At 72.0% G+C, this 17,835-nt stretch carries 16 protein-coding genes; all 16 read right to left on the bottom strand.

Annotated features, from left to right (window positions below):
• Window positions 1-42: 42 nt before the first annotated feature.
• The 16 genes from CHF15_RS02590 to mraZ all read right to left on the bottom strand — a co-directional run bounded on the left by CHF15_RS02590 (window position 43) and on the right by mraZ (window position 17,650).
• Window positions 43-333, bottom strand: a complete 291-nt coding sequence (locus tag CHF15_RS02590; RefSeq protein ID WP_018557120.1) for a YggT family protein — start codon at window positions 331-333, stop codon at window positions 43-45.
• Between the two features lie 62 nt (window positions 334-395).
• Window positions 396-977, bottom strand: a complete 582-nt coding sequence (locus CHF15_RS02585; RefSeq protein ID WP_089222183.1) for a cell division protein SepF — start codon at window positions 975-977, stop codon at window positions 396-398.
• Between the two features lie 63 nt (window positions 978-1,040).
• The gene (locus CHF15_RS02580) at window positions 1,041-1,802 is read right to left on the bottom strand and encodes a YggS family pyridoxal phosphate-dependent enzyme (RefSeq protein WP_089222181.1); all 762 of its coding nucleotides are present in this window, start codon (window positions 1,800-1,802) and stop codon (window positions 1,041-1,043) included.
• Complete coding sequence (gene pgeF, locus CHF15_RS02575) at window positions 1,774-2,451, bottom strand: peptidoglycan editing factor PgeF (RefSeq protein ID WP_245938627.1); 678 nt, start codon at window positions 2,449-2,451, stop codon at window positions 1,774-1,776. Before pgeF ends, CHF15_RS02580 begins: the two co-directional genes overlap by 29 nt.
• 78 nt (window positions 2,452-2,529) lie before the next feature.
• Window positions 2,530-3,753: a cell division protein FtsZ gene (ftsZ, locus tag CHF15_RS02570; protein WP_089221914.1), complete on the bottom strand. Its 1,224-nt coding sequence runs from the start codon at window positions 3,751-3,753 to the stop codon at window positions 2,530-2,532.
• A gap of 246 nt (window positions 3,754-3,999) precedes the next feature.
• Complete coding sequence (locus CHF15_RS02565) at window positions 4,000-4,773, bottom strand: cell division protein FtsQ/DivIB (RefSeq protein ID WP_089221913.1); 774 nt, start codon at window positions 4,771-4,773, stop codon at window positions 4,000-4,002.
• Between the two features lie 185 nt (window positions 4,774-4,958).
• A complete protein-coding gene (gene murG / locus CHF15_RS02560; RefSeq protein WP_018557114.1) occupies window positions 4,959-6,050 on the bottom strand; it encodes an undecaprenyldiphospho-muramoylpentapeptide beta-N-acetylglucosaminyltransferase in 1,092 nt (363 codons plus the stop codon).
• A 6-nt stretch (window positions 6,051-6,056) separates the two neighbouring features.
• Window positions 6,057-7,457, bottom strand: a complete 1,401-nt coding sequence (gene ftsW, locus CHF15_RS02555; protein WP_089221912.1) for a putative lipid II flippase FtsW — start codon at window positions 7,455-7,457, stop codon at window positions 6,057-6,059.
• Window positions 7,458-7,497: 40 nt separating this feature from the next.
• On the bottom strand, window positions 7,498-8,907 hold the full coding sequence (gene murD, locus CHF15_RS02550) for a UDP-N-acetylmuramoyl-L-alanine--D-glutamate ligase (RefSeq protein ID WP_089222180.1): 1,410 nt from the start codon (window positions 8,905-8,907) through the stop codon (window positions 7,498-7,500).
• An 80-nt stretch (window positions 8,908-8,987) separates the two neighbouring features.
• On the bottom strand, window positions 8,988-10,052 hold the full coding sequence (mraY, locus tag CHF15_RS02545) for a phospho-N-acetylmuramoyl-pentapeptide-transferase (RefSeq protein ID WP_018557111.1): 1,065 nt from the start codon (window positions 10,050-10,052) through the stop codon (window positions 8,988-8,990).
• The gene (locus CHF15_RS02540; RefSeq protein WP_089221911.1) at window positions 10,052-11,476 is read right to left on the bottom strand and encodes a UDP-N-acetylmuramoyl-tripeptide--D-alanyl-D-alanine ligase; all 1,425 of its coding nucleotides are present in this window, start codon (window positions 11,474-11,476) and stop codon (window positions 10,052-10,054) included. The genes mraY and CHF15_RS02540 overlap by 1 nt, the downstream gene beginning before the upstream one ends.
• The gene (locus CHF15_RS02535; RefSeq protein WP_089221910.1) at window positions 11,473-13,068 is read right to left on the bottom strand and encodes a UDP-N-acetylmuramoyl-L-alanyl-D-glutamate--2,6-diaminopimelate ligase; all 1,596 of its coding nucleotides are present in this window, start codon (window positions 13,066-13,068) and stop codon (window positions 11,473-11,475) included. The genes CHF15_RS02540 and CHF15_RS02535 overlap by 4 nt, the downstream gene beginning before the upstream one ends.
• Before the next feature lie 169 nt (window positions 13,069-13,237).
• The gene (locus tag CHF15_RS02530; protein WP_089221909.1) at window positions 13,238-15,592 is read right to left on the bottom strand and encodes a peptidoglycan D,D-transpeptidase FtsI family protein; all 2,355 of its coding nucleotides are present in this window, start codon (window positions 15,590-15,592) and stop codon (window positions 13,238-13,240) included.
• A gap of 73 nt (window positions 15,593-15,665) precedes the next feature.
• Window positions 15,666-16,097 carry an FtsB family cell division protein gene (locus tag CHF15_RS02525; RefSeq protein ID WP_089221908.1) on the bottom strand — a complete coding sequence of 144 codons (432 nt, stop codon included), beginning with the start codon at window positions 16,095-16,097 and terminating at the stop codon, window positions 15,666-15,668.
• On the bottom strand, window positions 16,094-17,062 hold the full coding sequence (gene rsmH, locus CHF15_RS02520; RefSeq protein ID WP_089221907.1) for a 16S rRNA (cytosine(1402)-N(4))-methyltransferase RsmH: 969 nt from the start codon (window positions 17,060-17,062) through the stop codon (window positions 16,094-16,096). The genes CHF15_RS02525 and rsmH overlap by 4 nt, the downstream gene beginning before the upstream one ends.
• A gap of 156 nt (window positions 17,063-17,218) precedes the next feature.
• Window positions 17,219-17,650: a division/cell wall cluster transcriptional repressor MraZ gene (gene mraZ / locus CHF15_RS02515; protein ID WP_089221906.1), complete on the bottom strand. Its 432-nt coding sequence runs from the start codon at window positions 17,648-17,650 to the stop codon at window positions 17,219-17,221.
• Between the last annotated feature and the right edge of the window lie 185 nt (window positions 17,651-17,835).

Genomic DNA, 17,835 nt, shown 5'->3' with positions numbered 1-17,835 from the left:
TCACCTCAACGTGATCGTCGACATATCGGGAGCCCGCATCGGTCATCCTCGCAAGCCCCCTACGACGGTGAGCAGGATGTACACGATGATCATCAATACGAAGAAGGACAGGTCGAGCGCCACGCCCCCGAGGCGCAGCGGCGGGATGAACCGCCGCAGAAGCTTGAGTGGCGGATCGGTGACAGTGTAGGTGGCCTCCAGGACGACCACCATGGGCTTCCCAGGCTGCCACGATCGAGCGAACTGGAAAACATAGTCCATCACCAACCGGAAGATCAGGACAAGCAGGAAGCACATCAACGCGATCCACAGCACCTGGAGTGCGATGTCCATCGCGCTGCCCTCTCCCCTGCTTGTTCATGGGCCTCACGGCCGGTTTCGTACGGTTGCGTATCTCAGCTCTGATTGAAGAACCCGCCTTCGGCGATGCGGGCCTTGTCCTCCGCCGTGACATCGACGTTAGCAGGCGACAGCAGAAACACCTTCTGCGTCACCCGCTCGATGCTGCCGTGCAGCCCGAAGACCAGTCCGGCGGCAAAGTCGACAAGTCGCTTCGCGTCCGTGTCGTCCATCTCCGTCAGATTCATGATCACCGGAGTGCCTTCACGGAAGTGTTCCCCGATCGTACGGGCTTCGTTGTACGTCCGGGGGTGGAGTGTCGTGATCCGGTACGGCTCTCGTTCCGACACGACCTTGGGCATGATCACCGGCGCGTTCTTCTCCAGGCTATGGCGTTCTTGTGTGATGGATGCCACTGCGGCGATCCGGGGTTCCCGGGGGGCCGGGGCATGCACGATGCGTACCGGTTCCTCCGGTTGTGTCTGATGTGGTGGCTGGTGGGACTGGTGCGGTCGGCGGGAGCGCTCCGGCTCGGGTTCGGGTTCGAACTCGTCGTCGGGGTCGAATCCCGGGCCGTCGTACCCGTCGTCCTCCACGAGGCCGAGGTAGACCGCCATCTTGCGCATCGCGCCGGCCATGCTCTGCGTCCTCTCAGCGGGGAAAGACCATATTTTTTGTGTGGTCCGACTTGTTTGGTGACGTTACCCGAGCCCGGTCCGGACTCCGAGTACCGCGCTACCGATGCGTACGTGTGTCGCACCGGCGGCGATGGCCTCTTCGAGGTCCGCGCTCATCCCTGCCGAGACCATGTTTGCAGCCGGATGCGCGGCGCGCAGGCAGGATGCGATTTCCGCCAGCCGATCGAAGGCGGCGCGGGGTTGACCCGCGTACGGCCCCGCCAGCGGTGCGACCGTCATCAGTCCGTCGAGGCGGAGCCCGGGGGCAGCCGCGACGGCTTCGGCGATCCCTTCGACGGCATCGGGTGCGATTCCGCCGCGGGAGCCCTCCGCCCCGGACTCGGCGTCCAGCGCGACCTGGAGCAGGCAGCCGAGCTCGCGGTCGGCCCGCTCGGACTTCATGACGGCCGAGGAGAGCGCGTCGACCAGCCGGAGGCGGTCGACCGAGTGCACGAGGTCCGCGTAGCGCACCACCGAGCGCACCTTGTTCGTCTGCAGCTGTCCCACGAAGTGCCAGGTCAACGGCAGGTCGGCGCAGGCCTCCGCCTTGGGGGCGGCGTCCTGGTCGCGGTTCTCCGCCACCTCGCGCACACCGAGCTCCGACAGGATCCGCACGTCGCTCGCCGGGTAGGTCTTGGTGACCACGATCAAGGTCACCTCGTCCCGCGCCCGGCCGGCCGCCGCGCAGGCCGCCGCGATGCGCTCCTCGACCGCGGCCAGGTTCCCGGCCAGCTCGGCCCTTCGCTCTTGCGTACGGTCAGTCACTCGGTCCGTCCAGCCAGACATATCCCGCGAGCCGTCCGGTGGTCCGCTCGCGGCGGTACGAGAAGTGATCCCCGGACTCCATCGTACAAATATGGGATTTCTCACCCATCGGCACACCCAGCCGGGCGAGTTGGGCGTGCACTCCGGTGGCGATGTCCAGGGAGGGGGTGCCCCAGCTGGTGGTGGCGCGGGCCTCGGGGACGGCCGCGGCCACCTCGTCGCGCATCGCCTCGGGCACCTCGTAGCAGGAGCCGCAGACGGAGGGCCCGGTCATCGCGGTGATCCGCTCCGCGCGGGCGCCGAGGCCGACCATGGCCTCGACCGCGGCGGGGACGACTCCGGCCAGCAGACCCGGGCGGCCGGCGTGGGCCGCGGCCACCACCCCGGCGTGCGCGTCGGCCATCAGGACCGGGACGCAGTCGGCGGTCAGCACCGCGAGGGCGAGTCCGGGCCGGGTGGTGACGACGGCGTCCACGTCGGGGACGCGGCCGTCGGCCCAGGGGGCGGCGACGACGGCGACGTCGTTGCCGTGCACCTGGTTCATCCACACCACGCGGGCGGGGTCGAGGCCCAGACCGCGTGCGGCGGCTTCGCGATTGGCAAGGACGGCGGCCGGGTCGTCACCGACGGCGCCGCCGAGATTGAGACTGTCGTACGGAGCGGCGCTCACCCCGCCCCACCTGTCGGTAAAGGCGAAGTGGGCGCCGCCCGGACGTGCGTTGCTGAGCGTTATCACGTGTGGCTGTGCTTACTTCAGGAAGTCGGGTACGTCGAGTTCCTCGGCGGCGGTGTCCTGGTAGGGACGCGCCGGGGGAACCTGCGGGGCGATCGGCTGGGCGGGAACCTCGGCGACCGGTTCGGGCTTCGGCTCCTCCTCACGCTGCGTGACACTGCCCAGGCCGCTGAAGGCGGGGCGGGCCGGCTCGGCGGGCTGGGCGGCCGGACGGGCCGGGGCCGGGGAGGAGTTCTCCTCGCGGGAGGAGGAATACGAGCCGAGCACCTTGTCGCGGTTGCGGGTCGGCGGCTGCCCGCCGTCGAAGCCGGCCGCGATGACCGTGACCCGCACCTCGTCGCCCAGGGCGTCGTCGATGACCGCGCCGAAGATGATGTTGGCCTCGGGGTGGGCCGCCTCGCTGACCAGCTGGGCGGACTCGTTGATCTCGAACAGGCCGAGGTCCGAGCCGCCGGAGATGGAGAGCAGCACGCCCCGGGCGCCGTCGATGGACGCCTCCAGCAGCGGCGAGGAGATGGCCATCTCCGCGGCGGCGACCGCGCGGTCGTCCCCGCGGGCCGAGCCGATGCCCATCAGGGCCGAACCCGCCTCGGACATCACGGACTTCACGTCGGCGAAGTCGAGGTTGATCAGACCGGGGGTGGTGATCAGGTCGGTGATGCCCTGGACACCGGAGAGGAGTACTTGGTCCGCGGAACGGAAGGCGTCCAGGACGCTCACCTGGCGGTCGGAGATCGACAGGAGGCGGTCGTTGGGGATCACGATGAGGGTGTCGACCTCGTCGCGCAGCCCGGCGATGCCGTCCTCGGCCTGGTTGGCCCGGCGGCGGCCCTCGAAGGTGAACGGGCGGGTCACCACACCGATGGTGAGGGCACCCAGCGAACGGGCGATGTTGGCGACCACGGGCGCCCCGCCGGTGCCGGTGCCGCCGCCCTCGCCCGCGGTGACGAAGACCATGTCGGCGCCCTTGAGCACCTCTTCGATCTCCTCGCGGTGGTCCTCGGCGGCCTTGCGGCCGACATCGGGGTTGGCGCCGGCGCCGAGTCCACGAGTGAGCTCCCGGCCGACGTCCAGCTTGACGTCGGCGTCGCTCATGAGCAGGGCCTGTGCATCGGTGTTGATCGCGATGAACTCGACGCCCTTGAGACCGACCTCGATCATCCTGTTGATGGCGTTCACGCCACCGCCGCCGATGCCGACGACCTTGATGACTGCGAGGTAGTTCTGCGGTGCTGCCACGTCGAAGGCCTCTCGCCTCGAGTTACGTATACCTGTGGGGACGGTCGGGAAGGCCGGCCGATCCGAACCCTAACCCTGAGGTTTAGGGTTACCAGTATGTCTGTCCCGCACTGTCTTTGGGACAGGACACTAAATCGACAAGCGGTTCGCGTTCAACGAACACGCCGAACCTCCCGCTTTTCTTTTGACCCTATGTGATCACGCCAGAGCCGGACCAACCAGGGTGTCGAACAGAAGGCTGGGACGTCAACCGTCCGATGCCGCAGGGGATGTTGGGGCACTCACGTCGAAGAACTCGGCATGCCGCTCGACTTTCATCAGGGCGGCCAGAGCAACCGCTTTCTCCGCCCCTTGATCCGCGCTCCCCCACATCACCGCGCGCCCACCCGTCAGTTCGACCGTAATGTCGTCATATGAGCGCACCTCAATGAGCTGCGCGTCCCGGTATGCGACCTTCGGCAGGTCCGCCGCGACTCGAACAGCCGCTGCCAATAGTCGTTTTGTACCGAAAAGTCGATAGCTCGCGGAGTCGCGGTCGGGGCGCAATTCGATGATGGGTACACCCTTCAGGGGAGTGTCCCGTTCGTCGAACCGGAAGCCGTCCGCGTCCACTTCGGCGAAGTACCCGTCACCTTTCACCAGGGCGGCGGGAGTTCGCTCCGTCACTTTCAGTGTGATCGCGTGCGGCCACGAACGCTCCACTTCCACCGCGGAGATGCGCGGCAGCCGGGCCTTGAGCCGGCGGGCGATCACGTCGGTGTCCACGGAAACCAGCGGCCCGTTGAGCGGGACCTGCGCGGCGTCGCGGACCTCGTCGGGGTGGAGCACCTCGGTGCCCGTCACGCGGACCTGCGTCGCGCGCAGCCAGGCGGAGCCGTACAGCAGCCAGGTCCCGGTGCCGCCCAGCACGGTGGCTGCGGCGAGCGCCGTCAGGACGATGACGCGCCGGCTCCGGCGCGGCGGGAGTCCGGTCCCGCCGTCCTGGTCGCCGGCCGCCTCGACGGTCGTCGGTACGGCCACGTTCGCCTCCGGGGTCGTCGGAACTGCCTTCCGCTTCCGGGCAGGCTAGTCGTCGTGCTGGGTGGCCGGGCGGCCGCGCGCCGCCCGGCGGGCCGGGCCCCCTCCCCCGTGACCCCAACGGAGCACGGGGGCACCCCCGGCGCCGGGCGCGGGGGGTGCCGGAGGTGCCCGGCCGGCACCGGGGTTCAGCCGCGGCGGGCGGCGATCGCCTCGTGGACCATGCCGACGAGCAGCTCGTCGGCGTGGGGCCGGCCGAACTCGGCGGCCGCGCGCGACATTTCGTACAGGCGGTGCGGGTCGGTCAGGACCGGCAGCACATTGCCGAGCACCCAGTCCGCGCTCAGGTCGGCGTCGTCGACGATGACGCCGCCGCCCGCCTTGACGACCGGCTGCGCGTTCAGCCGCTGCTCGCCGTTGCCGATCGGCAGCGGGACGTACGCGGCCGGCAGGCCCACGGCAGAGAGCTCGGCGACGGTCATGGCGCCTGCCCGGCAGAGCATCATGTCGGCGGCGGCGTAGGCGAGGTCCATCCGGTCCAGATAGGGGACCGGGATGTACTGCGGCATGCCGGGCATGTTGTCCGCGTGCGGCAGCTCGTTCTTCGGGCCGACCGCGTGCAGGATCTGGACGCCGGACTGCTGCAGGCGCGGGGCGACGGAGGCGATCACCTCGTTGAGCCGCCGGGCGCCCTGCGAGCCGCCGGAGACCAGCAACGTCGGCAGGGTCGGGTCGAGGCCGAAGGCGGCACGCGCCTCGGCGCGGACCGCGGCGCGGTCGAGGGTCGCGATGGACCGGCGCAGCGGGATGCCGACGTAGCGCGAGTGCCGGAGCTTGCTGTCCGGGGTGCTCACGGCCACGAAGCTGGTGTAGCGGGAGCCGATCTTGTTGGCGAGGCCCGGACGCGCGTTGGCCTCGTGCACCACGATCGGCACGCCGAGCCGCTTGGCGGCCAGGTAGCCGGGCAGGGCGACGTAGCCGCCGAAGCCGACGAGCGCGTCGGCCTTGGTGCGCTCCAGGATCTGCTCCGCGGCCTTGATGGTGCCGCGCAGCCGCCCTGGGACGGTGATCAGCTCGGGGGTGGGCTTGCGCGGCAGCGGGACCGCGGGGATGAGCGCCAGATCGTAGCCGCGTTCGGGCACGAGGCGGGTCTCCAGACCCCGCTCGGTGCCGAGTGCCGTGATCCCCACGGTCGGGTCCTGCCTGCGCAGGGCGTCGGCGAGCGCGAGCGCGGGCTCGATGTGGCCGGCGGTCCCCCCACCGGCGAGTACGACATGCACCGAAATTCACCGCTCTCCGGACGGTCGCCGTCTGACGAACCGCCTCATCGTCCGTGTCATTGCCCCCGGCCAGTAGCCGGGCCCCCGCGCGTTGAGCGCCGCTCGCGCGCCGGGCTCGCTCCTCGCGAAGGAGATGAGCAGCCCGATCGCGAACATGGTCGGCAGGAGGGCCGAGCCCCCGTAGGAGAACAGCGGGAGCGGGACTCCGGCGATCGGCAGCAGGCCGAGCACCGCACCGATGTTGACCACGAACTGCGCCGTGATCCACGTCGTCACGCCTCCCGCGGCAAACCTGACGAAGGAGTCCTCCGTTCGACCGGCCACGCGGATACCCGCATAGCCTAGAGCCGCGAAGAGGACGAGCACCGACAGCGTGCCCGTCAGCCCCAGTTCCTCCCCGGTCACGGCGAAGATGAAGTCGGTGTGCGGTTCGGGCAGTTGGCCCCATTTCTCCACGCTCGCACCGAGTCCCGAACCGAACCATCCGCCCGAGGCGAGGGCGTAGATCCCGTGCACGGCCTGCCAGCACCCGCCACCGGGAGTGACATCGGTGGCGCCGATGCAGGCCAGCCGCTCCATGCGGTTGCCGCTGGTCTTGATCAGCAGGAAGCCGATGGCCCCCGCGACGCCCAGCACGCCCGCGAACAGCCGGGTGGGGGCGCCGGCGATCCACAGCAGGCCGAACAGGATCGCGGTGAGGATGATCGCGGTGCCCATGTCACCGCCGAGCATGATCAGGCCGAGCAGCAGGAAGGCCACCGGCACCAGCGGGATCAGCAGGTGCTTCCACTGGACGAGGAGCTTGAGGTCCTCCTTGCGGGCCAGCAGGTCCGCTCCCCACAGGACGAGCGCGAGCTTGCCGAACTCGCTGGGCTGCAGCTGGAACGGGCCGCCGAGGTAGAGCCAGTTCTGGTTGCCGTTGACGGACTGCCCTATCCCCGGCACCTGGACCAGGGCCATCAGGAACACCGAGCCGACGAGCAGCGGGTAGGACAGCGCGCGGTGCAGCCGTACCGGCACCCGCGAGGCCGCGACGAGCAGGCCGGTGCCGAGCACGGCGGCGAACAGCTGCTTGCGGAAGTAGTACGTGGACGGCAGCCCGTACTCCAGCGCCTTGATCTGCGAGGCGGAGAAGACCATCACCAGGCCGAGCACGGTGATCAGCAGACTGCTGCCGAGGATGACGTAGTACGCGGTCAGCGGGCGGTCCCACGCCCGCATGGCGCGGTCCAGGACGACCCTGGCGCCGCGCAGCACGCTGCCCCGCGGCGCCTTGCCGCCGGGCGTACGCGCCCCGCGGGCCGCGGCCCCGGGGCGGGGCGGCGCCGCCCGCGGGGAGCGGGCGGGCGCCTTCAGGGCGTTGCGGGAACGAGAACCGGAGGCGTCGCCGTGGTCGGCTGCCGTCATGTCCCCTCCTAGGTCGCGGTGCGGGCCGGAGCGGCTCCGGCTACTGCCCGGCGCCGGGCGCCCGCAGATCCCGTACGGCCTCCGCGAAGGCGTTTCCGCGAGCCTTGTAGTTCGCGAACATGTCCATCGAGGCGCAGGCCGGTGCCAGGAGCACCGTGTCCCCCGGGTGGGCGAGGTCCCGCGCGGCGTGGACGGCCGCCGCCATCGCCCCAGTGTCGGTGCGGTCGAGGTCGACGACCGGGACCTCGGGGGCGTGTCGCGCGAGCGCTTCACGGATGACGGCGCGGTCGGCGCCCATCAGCACCACGCCGCGCAGCCGCTTGGCCGCGGCCTTGACCATCTCGTCGAAGGCGGCGCCCTTGGCGAGGCCGCCGCCGATCCAGACGATGTGCTCGTACGCGGCGAGGGAGGCCTCGGCGGCGTGGGTGTTGGTGGCCTTGGAGTCGTCGACGTAGTCCACGTCGTCGATCCGGTCCACGTGGGCGATGCGGTGGGCGTCCGGCCGGAAGGCGCGCAGGCCGTCCCGGACGGCGGCCGGCGGGACGCCGAACGCGCGGGCGAGGGCGGCCGCCGCCAGGGCGTTGGCGATGTTGTGCGGCGCCGGCGGGTGCACGTCGGAGACCTCGGCCAGCTCCTGGGCGTTCTTGTGGCGCTCGGGCGCGAAGGCCCGGTCGACCAGGATGCCGTCGACGACGCCGAGCTCCGAGGGCCGCGGGCTGCCCAGGCCGAAGCCGATCGCGCGGCAGCCCTCCTCGACGTCGGCCTCGCGCACCAGCGCCTCGGTGGCCGGGTCGGCGAGGTTGTAGACGCAGGCGACCTGGTTGCCCTCGTAGATGCGGCCCTTGTCGGCGGCGTAGGCGGCCATGGAGCCGTGCCAGTCGAGATGGTCTGGGGCGAGGTTGAGGACCGCGGCCGAGTGCGGGCGGACCGAGGGGGCCCAGTGCAGCTGGTAGCTGGACAGCTCGACGGCGAGGACGTCGTACTCCTCGCCGGACAGGACGACGTCCAGGACGGGCGTGCCGATGTTGCCGACCGCGGCGGTGCGCAGGCCCGCGGCGGCCAGGATGGAGGCGAGCATCTGCACGGTCGTCGTCTTGCCGTTGGTGCCGGTGACGGCGAGCCAGGGCGCCGCCCCGGGGCCGCGCAGCCGCCAGGCCAGCTCCACGTCGCCCCAGACGGGCACACCCGCGGCCTCGGCGGCCCTGAAGAGCGGGGCGGCGGGCTGCCAGCCCGGCGAGGTGACGATCAGTTCGGTGCCCTCGGGCAGGGTCCGGCCGTCCCCGAGCCGCACGGTGACGCCCAGCGCCTCCAGTTCGGCGGCCTGGGCCCGCGCCGGCTCGTCGTCGCCGTCGTTGACGACCGTCACCCGGGCGCCGAGGGCGTGCAGCGCCTTGGCGGCGGGCACCCCCGAGACGCCCAGGCCGGCGACGGTGACCCGGCGGCCCGGCAGGCCGAGCCGCCCGGCCGCCTCGACGGCGGCCGGCGGAGGTCCGTCCTGACGGGGGCCGGGATCCTGCCCGGGGACCGGGGTCACTGTGCGGCCACCCAGCCCGCGTAGAAGAGACCGAGACCGACGGCCATGCACATGCCCTGGATGATCCAGAAGCGGACCACGACCAGGACCTCGCTCCAGCCCTTGAGCTCGAAGTGGTGCTGGAGCGGTGCCATGCGGAAGACGCGCTTGCCGGTCAGGCGGAAGGAGCCGACCTGGATGACCACGGAGAGGGTGATCAGGACGAAGAGGCCGCCCAGGATCGCCAGCAGCATCTCGGTGCGGGAGCAGATGGCCAGACCGGCCAGGGCTCCGCCGAGCGCGAGGGAGCCGGTGTCACCCATGAAGATCTTGGCCGGCGAGGTGTTCCACCACAGGAAGCCGAAGCAGGCCCCCATGAGCGCGGCGGCCACGACCGCCAGGTCGAGCGGGTGCGGTACGTCGTAGCAGCCTGGTCCCGCGGTGATGACGTTGGAGCAGGACTGGCCGTACTGCCACACGCCGATGACGGTGTAGGAGGCGAAGACCATCACCGAGGCGCCGGTGGCCAGGCCGTCGAGGCCGTCGGTGAGGTTCACGCCGTTCGACATCGCCAGGATCATGAACAGCGCCCAGATCACGAAGATCACCGGGCCTAGCGACCAGCCGAAGTCCTGGGTGAAGGACAGCCGGGTGGAGGCCGGGGTGACGCCGCGGGAGTCGGCGAACTGCAGCGACAGCACCGCGAAGGTGATGCCGACGATCAGCTGGCCCGCCATCTTCGCCTTGGCCCGCAGACCGAGGCTGCGCTGCTTGACGATCTTGATGTAGTCGTCGAGGAACCCGACCACGCCCAGGCCCGTGAACAGGAAGAGCACCAGCACGCCGGAGATCGTCGGGCGCTCCGAGGTGATGACCTTGGTGAGCGCGTACGCGACGAGCGTGGCCAGGATGAAGGCGATGCCGCCCATGGTGGGCGTACCGCGCTTGCTGTGGTGCTCCTTCGGGCCGTCGTCGCGGATGAACTGCCCGTAGCCCTTGCGGGCCAGCAGCTTGATCAGCATCGGAGTGCCGATGAGGGACAGGAACAGCCCGAGCACGCCCGAGACCAGGATCTGGTTCATTACTGAGCGCCCCCGCCCTCGACGCCGTCGAGCAGCGCGAGTGCGACCCGCTCCAGGCCGACCGCCCTCGATGCCTTCACCAGCACGACGTCCCCCGGACGCAGTTCACTGCGCAACAGGTCGATCGCCGCCTCAGCGTCGGACACGTGCACCGACTCCTCACCCCACGAACCCTCGTTGTAGGCGCCCATTTGCACCCAGGCGGCCGCCTGGCCGCCGACTGCCACGAGCTTGCTGACGTTGAGCCGGACGGCGAGCCGTCCGACAGCGTCGTGCTCCGCGAGGGCCTCCCCGCCGAGCTCCGCCATCTCGCCCAGCACCGCCCACGTGCGTCCCCCGCGTGCCTCGGCGGCACGCCCCATGGCCGCGAGCGCGCGCAGGGCGGCTCGCATGGACTCGGGGTTCGCGTTGTAGGCGTCGTTCACGACCGTTACGCCATCAGGCCGTTCGACGACCTCCATACGCCAGCGGGACAGCGTCCCCGCCTCGGAGAGCGCGGTGGCGATCTCGTCGACGGGCATGCCGAGTTCACGGGCAACGGCGGCCGCGGCAAGCGCGTTCGACACGTGGTGCTCACCGTACAGGCGCAAGGTCACTTCGCTGCACCCGGTAGGTGTTGTGAGCGTGAAGACGGCCTGACCTCGGTCGTTGAGGCGGACGTTCTCGGCGCGGACGTCGGCGTCGGCGGACTCGCCGAACAGCACGACGCGCGCCGCGGTGCGGGAGGACATGGCACGTACGAGGGGATCGTCCGCATTCAGTACGGCGACGCCGCCTTCGGCGGCCTCCGGCAGCGCCTCGACCAGCTCGCCCTTGGCCTGGGCGATCTGCTCGCGGCCGCCGAACTCGCCGATGTGGGCGGTGCCGACGTTGAGGACGACGCCGATGCGCGGCGGGGTCAGCTCGGTGAGGTAGCGGATGTGGCCGATGCCGCGGGCGCCCATCTCCAGCACCAGGTGCCGGGTGGAGGCGTCGGCGCTCAGCGCGGTCAGCGGCAGCCCGATCTCGTTGTTGAGCGAGCCGGGCGTCCAGACGGTCGGGGCCAGCCGCTTGAGGACCTGTGCGGTGAGGTCCTTGGTGCTGGTCTTGCCCGCCGATCCGGTCAGCGCCACGAGGGTCGCGCCGAGCCGTTCGATGACGTGCGCGGCCAGGGCGCCGAGGGCGAGCTGGACGTCGTCCACGACGATCGCGGGCACGCCGACCGGCCGGGCGGCCAGCACGGCCGCCGCTCCGGCCGCGACGGCCTGCTTCGCGTAGTCGTGGCCGTCCACGTGCTCGCCCTGGAAAGCGACGAACAGGCCGCCCGGCGTCACCTTGCGGGAGTCGATCTCGACGGACCCGGTGACGGGCAGCGTCGGGTCCGGTATGTCGTGCGTGCTCCCGCCGACCGCGTGTGCGACCTCGGCGAGGGTGAGTGGGATCACAGCTGGTCCTGGTCCTTCTCCTGCGCTGGTGTGGCGGCGGCCCGTTCGACGGCCGCGCGCAGCACTTGTCGGTCGTCGAAGGGGCGTACCACTCCGGCGATGTCCTGGCCCTGCTCATGGCCCTTGCCGGCCACCAGTACGGTGTCGTCCGGCCGGGCAAGGGCGACGGCGGTCGCGATGGCCGCCGCCCGGTCGGGTTCGACGACGACATGACCCCGCTCGTGCGCGGGCACCCCGGCCGCTCCCGCCAGCATCGCGGTGAGGATCGCGAGCGGGTCCTCGGAGCGGGGGTTGTCGGAGGTCAGCACGGCCGTGTCGGCCAGCCGTGCCGCGGCGGCGCCCATCGGGCCGCGTTTGGTCTCGTCGCGGTCTCCGCCGCAGCCGAGGACGATGTGCAGGCTGCCCTTGGTGACCTTGCGCAGGGCCCGCAGCACCGATTCCACGGCGTCGGTCTTGTGCGCGTAGTCGACGACCGCGAGGTACGGCTGTCCGGCGTCGACGCGTTCCAGCCGGCCCGGTACGCCCGGGACGGCGGCGACGCCCTGGGCGGCCGTCTGCGGGTCGATCCCGGCCGCCGCCAGGGCGGTGATCGCGGCGAGCGCGTTGGCGACGTTGAAGGGCCCGGGAAGGGGCGAGGCGGCCTCGATCCGCACGCCGCCGGGACCGGCCACGGTGAAGGTGGAGCGCAGCGGCCCGGTCACGACGTGCTCGGCGCGCCAGTCGGCGTCCGGGTGGCCCTCGGCGGAGAAGGTGGTGACCGGGACCTGGGACTCGCGGACCAGGCGGCGGCCGTACTCGTCGTCGATGTTGACCACCCCGGCCTTGCTGCGGCGCGGGGTGAACAGCTGCGCCTTGGCCTGGAAGTAGTCCTCCATGCCCGAGTGGAACTCCATGTGCTCGGGGCTGAGGTTGTTGAAGACGGCGACGTCGAAGACCGCGCCGTCCACCCGGCCCAGCACCAGGGCGTGGCTGGAGACCTCCATGACCAGCGCCTCGATACCGCGCTCGCGCATCACCGCGAAGAGCGCCTGCAGATCCGTGGCCTCGGGGGTGGTGCGCTCGCTCTTGAGCCGCTCGTCGCCGATCCGCGACTCGACCGTTCCGATCAGTCCCGTCCTGTCACCGTGCACGGCGCGCAGGCCGCCCTCGATGAGGTAGGCGGTGGTGGTCTTGCCGGAGGTGCCGGTGATCCCGATCTGCAGCAGGCCCTCACCCGGCCGGCCGTAGATCTCGGCGGCCAGGTCGCCCATCCGGGACCGGGGGTCCTCGACCGTCAGCACCGGCAGGCCGGTCGCGGCGGCGCGCTCGGCGCCGGCGGGGTCGGTGAGGATCGCCGCGGCCCCCAGTTCGGCCGCCTGCGGTGCGAAGTCGGCACCGTGGAAGCGGGCGCCGGGCAGCGCGGCGTACAGGTCGCCGGGGCGGACGGCCCGTGAGTCGTGCGTGATCCCGGTGACCGGGGCGGCACCGGGCGCGGGCGGTTCCACGCCCAGCCGCGCGGCCAGTTCCGCGGGCGGTACGGGGCGGACCTGGGCCGGGCGGGGTGCGCCCGGCTGCTTCTGTTCGGGGCCGGGGGACTGATCAGCGTGTGACACGGCCGTGAGAGTACCCGCCGGGCCCGGGTCCGGGCCAAAAGCTCCCCGCCGGGCTTCCGGCCTGCTGCTTCCTCCGGTACGGTCCGCGTGCGCGGGGCTACCGCCCGTACCCGGAGCTGTGGGGTCGTGTCCGTTCACGGCCGCCGTTCCTTCCTCCCCTGCTCGCCGGTCACGGCTTCGAGGGGTCCCACTCGACCGGCAGGTTCGGGGTCTTGGCTCCGCTCGGTGCCACCTGCAGGGACTTCAGGGCGAACTCCATGACCCGCTTGAACACCGGGCCGCAGATCTGACCACCGAAATAACTGCCGCGGGTCGGGTTCTGGATCACGCACGACACGGTCAGGCGCGGGTCGTCCGCGGGGGCGAACCCCATGAAGGAGGCCGTGTAGCCGCTGTAGGTGCCCGTTTCCGGGTCCACCCGGTTGGCCGTGCCGGTCTTGCCCGCCACGCGGTACCCGGCGATCCGGGCCTTGGTTCCGGTGCCCTGCTCGTCGCCGACCACGGACTCCAGCATGGTGGAGAGCGTCCTGGCGGTCTTGGTGCTGACCACCCGGGTCCTCGCCGGCTCCCGGGACGGGACGAAGCGGCCGTCCGGGCCGGTCGTGCCGCGCACCAGGCTGGGCTCGACCCGTACCCCGCCGTTGGCGATCGTCGAGTAGACCGAGGTGGCCTGCAGCGCGTTGAGCGACAGGCCCTGCCCGAAGGGGATGGTGTACTGCTGGGACGCGTTCCACTGGTCCGGCCTCGCCAGGATGCCGGGCGTCTCCCCGGGGAACCCGACCCCCGTGGGCCGCCCGATGCCGAATTTCCTCAGATAAGAGTAGAGGACGCGGTTGGCCTGCTTCTGGTTCTTGCCGAGCTGCTCGGCGGCCAGGATCGTGCCGATGTTGCTGGACTTGGCGAGCACGCCGTTCAGGGTGAGGTACCAGGTGCCGTGGTCCACGTCGTCGTGGAAGACCCGGTCGGCGCGCGGCAGGGTGCCGGGCACCGTGACGTGGGTGTCGGGGGTGGCCACGCCCTCGTCGAGAACCGCGGCCATGGACATCAGCTTGCTGACACTGCCGGGCTCGTACGCGTCCTGCAGGGAGGCGTTGCCGAGGGCGGTGGGGTCCGCCCGGGTCAGGTCGTTGGGGTCAAAACCGGGGGCGTTGGCCATGGCCAGCACCTGCCCGGTGCGGGTGTCCTGGACGATCACGTAGCCGCGGTCGGCGTCGGACGCCCGCACCTGCTGGGTGATCGCCCGCTGGGCCGCCCACTGGATGTCCCGGTCCAGCGTCAGCTCCACGTCGGTGCCGGGCTCGGCGGCACGCTCCTGCATGCTGGCCGTCGGCACCCGGCGGCCGCCGGACTGCGCGTAGGTGACGGTGCCGTCCTTGCCCGCGAGCGCCTTGTCCAGGCGGCTCTCCAGGCCGCCGCCGCCCGCGCCGGAGGCGTTCACCCAGCCGACCACGCCCGCCGCGAGGTCGCTCGCGGGGTAGACGCGCTTGGCGTGCCGGAGCCGGAAGACGCCGGCGAGGTAGTTGACGCCGTCGCCCTTGTCGGCCCGGTCGGCGAGCGCGCTCTGCAGGTCCTTGATCTGGTTCCAGACCTGCGGCGACTGCTGCCGGGCGATGATCTCGTTGCGCGACCCCGGGTAGTTGGCGAGCTGCTTCGCGATCTTCTTCTCGTCCCCGTCGACGATCGGCGCGAGCAGTTCGGCGGCGCGGGCCGGAGCGTCCTCGGCCTTGGCGTACTTGGGGGTGAAGAGCATCGGGTCGGCCGTGATGTCGTACGCGTCCACGGTGGTGGCCAGGTCGACCCCGTTGCGGTCGGTGATCGTCCCGCGCTCGGCGGCGAGGGTCACCTTGACGTTCCGGTTGACCTCGGCCTTGGCGGCGTACGTCGCGGCGTCCACGGCCTGCACCTGGAAGAGCCGGATGACGAAGGTCAGCATCACCAGGGTCAGCGCGAAGCTGACCAGCCGCAGACGCGGACGCGGCCGGCCCAGCCGCAGCAGTGGGGCACCGGCCGGTGTGACCGGGCGCGGGGGCCTGCGCCGCGGCGGTACGGCCGCGCGGCCGGCCCGGTCCCGGGCGGCGGCGTCGCGGTCACGCCCGCCGGCCGGCCTGCGGGCGCCGGGGGTGCGGCCGTGCGCCACGCCGGAGGTGCCCGGTCCCTCCTCGCCGGGGGTGGTCCTGCGGGCGCGCGGGTCGCGGCCCGCCCCCCGGGCGGCCCGGGCGGCGTCCTCGCGCGGCCGGGCGCCGCGTGCGGCGGGCCGCCGCGCCCCCTGCTGGCCGGGCGTCGTCCTGCGCCGGGGCTCCGCGGCCTCGCCGCCGCGTGCGGGGGCTCCGGCGTCGCCGTCGCGCCCTCGGGGCACCTGCCGGCGCCGGGGGGCGGCCCCGCCACCGTCACCGCGGTCACCGCGGCCCTGGGCATCGCGCCCCGGGCGTCCGGCGCCCTTCTCCCGGTCGGGCCGACCGGCCCGGTCACGCCGCTCGCCCCGTTCGCCCCGTTCGCGCGGCGGCTCCCCGTCGCGGGTCACCACGCCCCGGCACCTTCCCGGCCGGCCGGACGGGCGGATCGGGGCGGGCGGAGGGCACGGGGCCCCGGAGCTGTGGTCACGGGGTCTCCTGCGGGCTCGTGCTGGGCTTGGCTGACGGCGTCGGGCCCAGGGAGGCGGCCGCGGAGCCGCTGGGCGCGACGGTGGCGGGCGCCGTGCTCGGGCTGGGCGCCGGAACGTACGGCGCGGCGCCGGGCTTGCCGAGGACGGTGCCGTCGGGGGCGAGGAAGGCCGGGTTGCCGCCGGGGACCATGCCCAGCTCGCGGGCCTGCTCGTCCAGCGCGTCCGGCGCCGAGTACCGGTCGACCTCCTGCTGCAGCGCCTGCTCCTCGTCGGTGTACTGGGTGGTCTTCTTCTGCAGTTCGCTGAACTTGAAGGAGTCCCGGTTCACCGCCGAGTTGAGCAGCAGCAGGGTGATCAGGCCGCCGCCCAGCAGCAGCACGATCAGCAGCACGAAGGGTGAGCGCGCCGCCGAGCTGCGCCGCCTCATTTCAGTGCCTCGCGGATCCGCTGGGCGCCGCGCAGGCGGGCCGGGGCGGCCCGGCGGTTGGCGGCGATCTCGTCCTCCGTGGGCAGCTCGGCGCCGCGGGTGAGCAGCCTGAGCCGCGGCTGGTACTGCTCCGGCACCACGGGCAGCCCGGGCGGCGCCGTGGTGGCCGCGCCGGCCGCGAGGACGCCCTTGACGAGGCGGTCCTCCAGGGAGTGGTACGACAGCACGGCGATCCGGCCGCCCACCGCGAGCGCGGCGACGGCCGCCGGGATGGCCCGCTCCAGAACCGTCAGCTCTCCGTTGACCTCGATGCGCAGCGCCTGGAAGGTGCGCTTGGCCGGGTTGCCGCCGGTGCGCTTGGCGGCCTGCGGCAGCGCCTCGCGGATCAGCTCGACCAGCCGGGCGCTGTTGGTGAAGGGCTCGCGCTCCCGCTCGCGGACGACCGCCTCCACGATCTTGCGGGCGAACTTCTCCTCGCCGTATTCGCGCAGCACCCGCACCAGCTCGCCCGGCGGATAGGTGTTGAGGACCTCGGCGGCGCTGATGCCCGCCGTCTGGTTCATGCGCATGTCCAGCGGCGCGTCCTGGGCGTACGCGAAGCCCCGGTCGGCCTCGTCCAGTTGCATGGAGGAGACGCCGAGGTCGAACAGGACGCCCTGCACCTTGGGGACGCCCAGCCGTTCCAGCACCTCGGGGATCTCGTCGTAGACCGCGTGCACGAGGGTGGCCCGGTCCCCGTACGGCGCGAGCCGCTCACCGGCGAGCTTGAGCGCGGCGGGGTCGCGGTCGACGGCGATCAGCCGGACCTCGGGGAACCGCCTCAGCAGTGCCTCGCTGTGCCCGCCGAGGCCGAGGGTGGCGTCCACGACCACGGCGCCCGGCGCTTCGACGGCGGGGGCCAGCATGTCCAGGCAGCGGTCCAGCATGACCGGGACGTGGCGTGGCTCGGACGGGGTGGTGCTCATGAAGCCCTTCTCATCTGCTCGCGGGGACGTACCACTGGGTCCCCGCCCGCTCGTGGGCGGCCATCTGGCACCGGGGAAGGAGTGCCAGCGGACCGGGGAGCGGGAGGAGGCCGAGCGTCACGTACACGGACGTGAGTCATCAGGCTACGGGCGAGGTCACAGTAAGCCGGGAGGCACCTCCTGGGACAACGCCGAAAAGGCGTCTTCCTGACCCGCCAGATAGTCCTCCCAGGCCGCCGCGTCCCACACCTCGACCCGGGTGTTGGCGCCGATCACCGCGCATTCGCGGCGCAGTCCGGCGTAGTCGCGCAGGGGCTGCGGGAGGGTGACCCGGCCCTGCTTGTCGGGGACCTCGTCGTGGGCGCCGGCGAAGAGGACCCGCATGTAGTCGCGTGCCGCCTTGGAGGTGAGGGGGGCCCGGCGGAGCTCCTCGGTGAGGGCGCGGAAGCCCTCGACCGGCCATACGTACAGGCAGCGCTCCTGGCCCTTGGTGATGACCAGGCCGTCCGCGAACTGCTCGCGGAACTTCGCGGGGAGGACCAGCCGGCTCTTGTCGTCCAGCCGTGGCGCGTACGTCCCGAGGAACATCCGCACCTCCCGCGCTAGGCTGGCGACCCACTTCGCGCCACTTTACTCCACCGGTCCCCACGGTCAACGAGAAGCCCGCACTGGCGCAGGCGCCCTCGCGGGCCCGGGCGAGCGAATCACCCGCACGGGCGAGCGCGCGCGACGCCTGTGGGTTACCTCACAGTGCACCGGTTTGACCGAGATTT

This window comes from Actinacidiphila glaucinigra, assembly GCF_900188405.1.
Classification (GTDB): Bacteria; Actinomycetota; Actinomycetes; order Streptomycetales; family Streptomycetaceae; genus Actinacidiphila; species Actinacidiphila glaucinigra.
Note: the sequence above shows the minus strand (reverse complement) of the source record. Positions and strands in the feature narration are given on the sequence as shown.

What these genes read in the sequence shown, in the direction of transcription:
- rsmH (WP_089221907.1), bottom strand. Translation starts at nt 17,062, where the DNA reads ATGAGCACCACCCCGTCCGAGCCACGCCACGTCCCGGTCATGCTGGAC.
- CHF15_RS02590 (WP_018557120.1), bottom strand. Translation starts at nt 333, where the DNA reads ATGGACATCGCACTCCAGGTGCTGTGGATCGCGTTGATGTGCTTCCTG.
- CHF15_RS02525 (WP_089221908.1), bottom strand. Translation starts at nt 16,097, where the DNA reads ATGAGGCGGCGCAGCTCGGCGGCGCGCTCACCCTTCGTGCTGCTGATC.
- CHF15_RS02580 (WP_089222181.1), bottom strand. Translation starts at nt 1,802, where the DNA reads ATGTCTGGCTGGACGGACCGAGTGACTGACCGTACGCAAGAGCGAAGG.
- mraZ (WP_089221906.1), bottom strand. Translation starts at nt 17,650, where the DNA reads ATGTTCCTCGGGACGTACGCGCCACGGCTGGACGACAAGAGCCGGCTG.
- ftsW (WP_089221912.1), bottom strand. Translation starts at nt 7,457, where the DNA reads ATGACGGCAGCCGACCACGGCGACGCCTCCGGTTCTCGTTCCCGCAAC.
- CHF15_RS02585 (WP_089222183.1), bottom strand. Translation starts at nt 977, where the DNA reads ATGGCCGGCGCGATGCGCAAGATGGCGGTCTACCTCGGCCTCGTGGAG.
- mraY (WP_018557111.1), bottom strand. Translation starts at nt 10,052, where the DNA reads ATGAACCAGATCCTGGTCTCGGGCGTGCTCGGGCTGTTCCTGTCCCTC.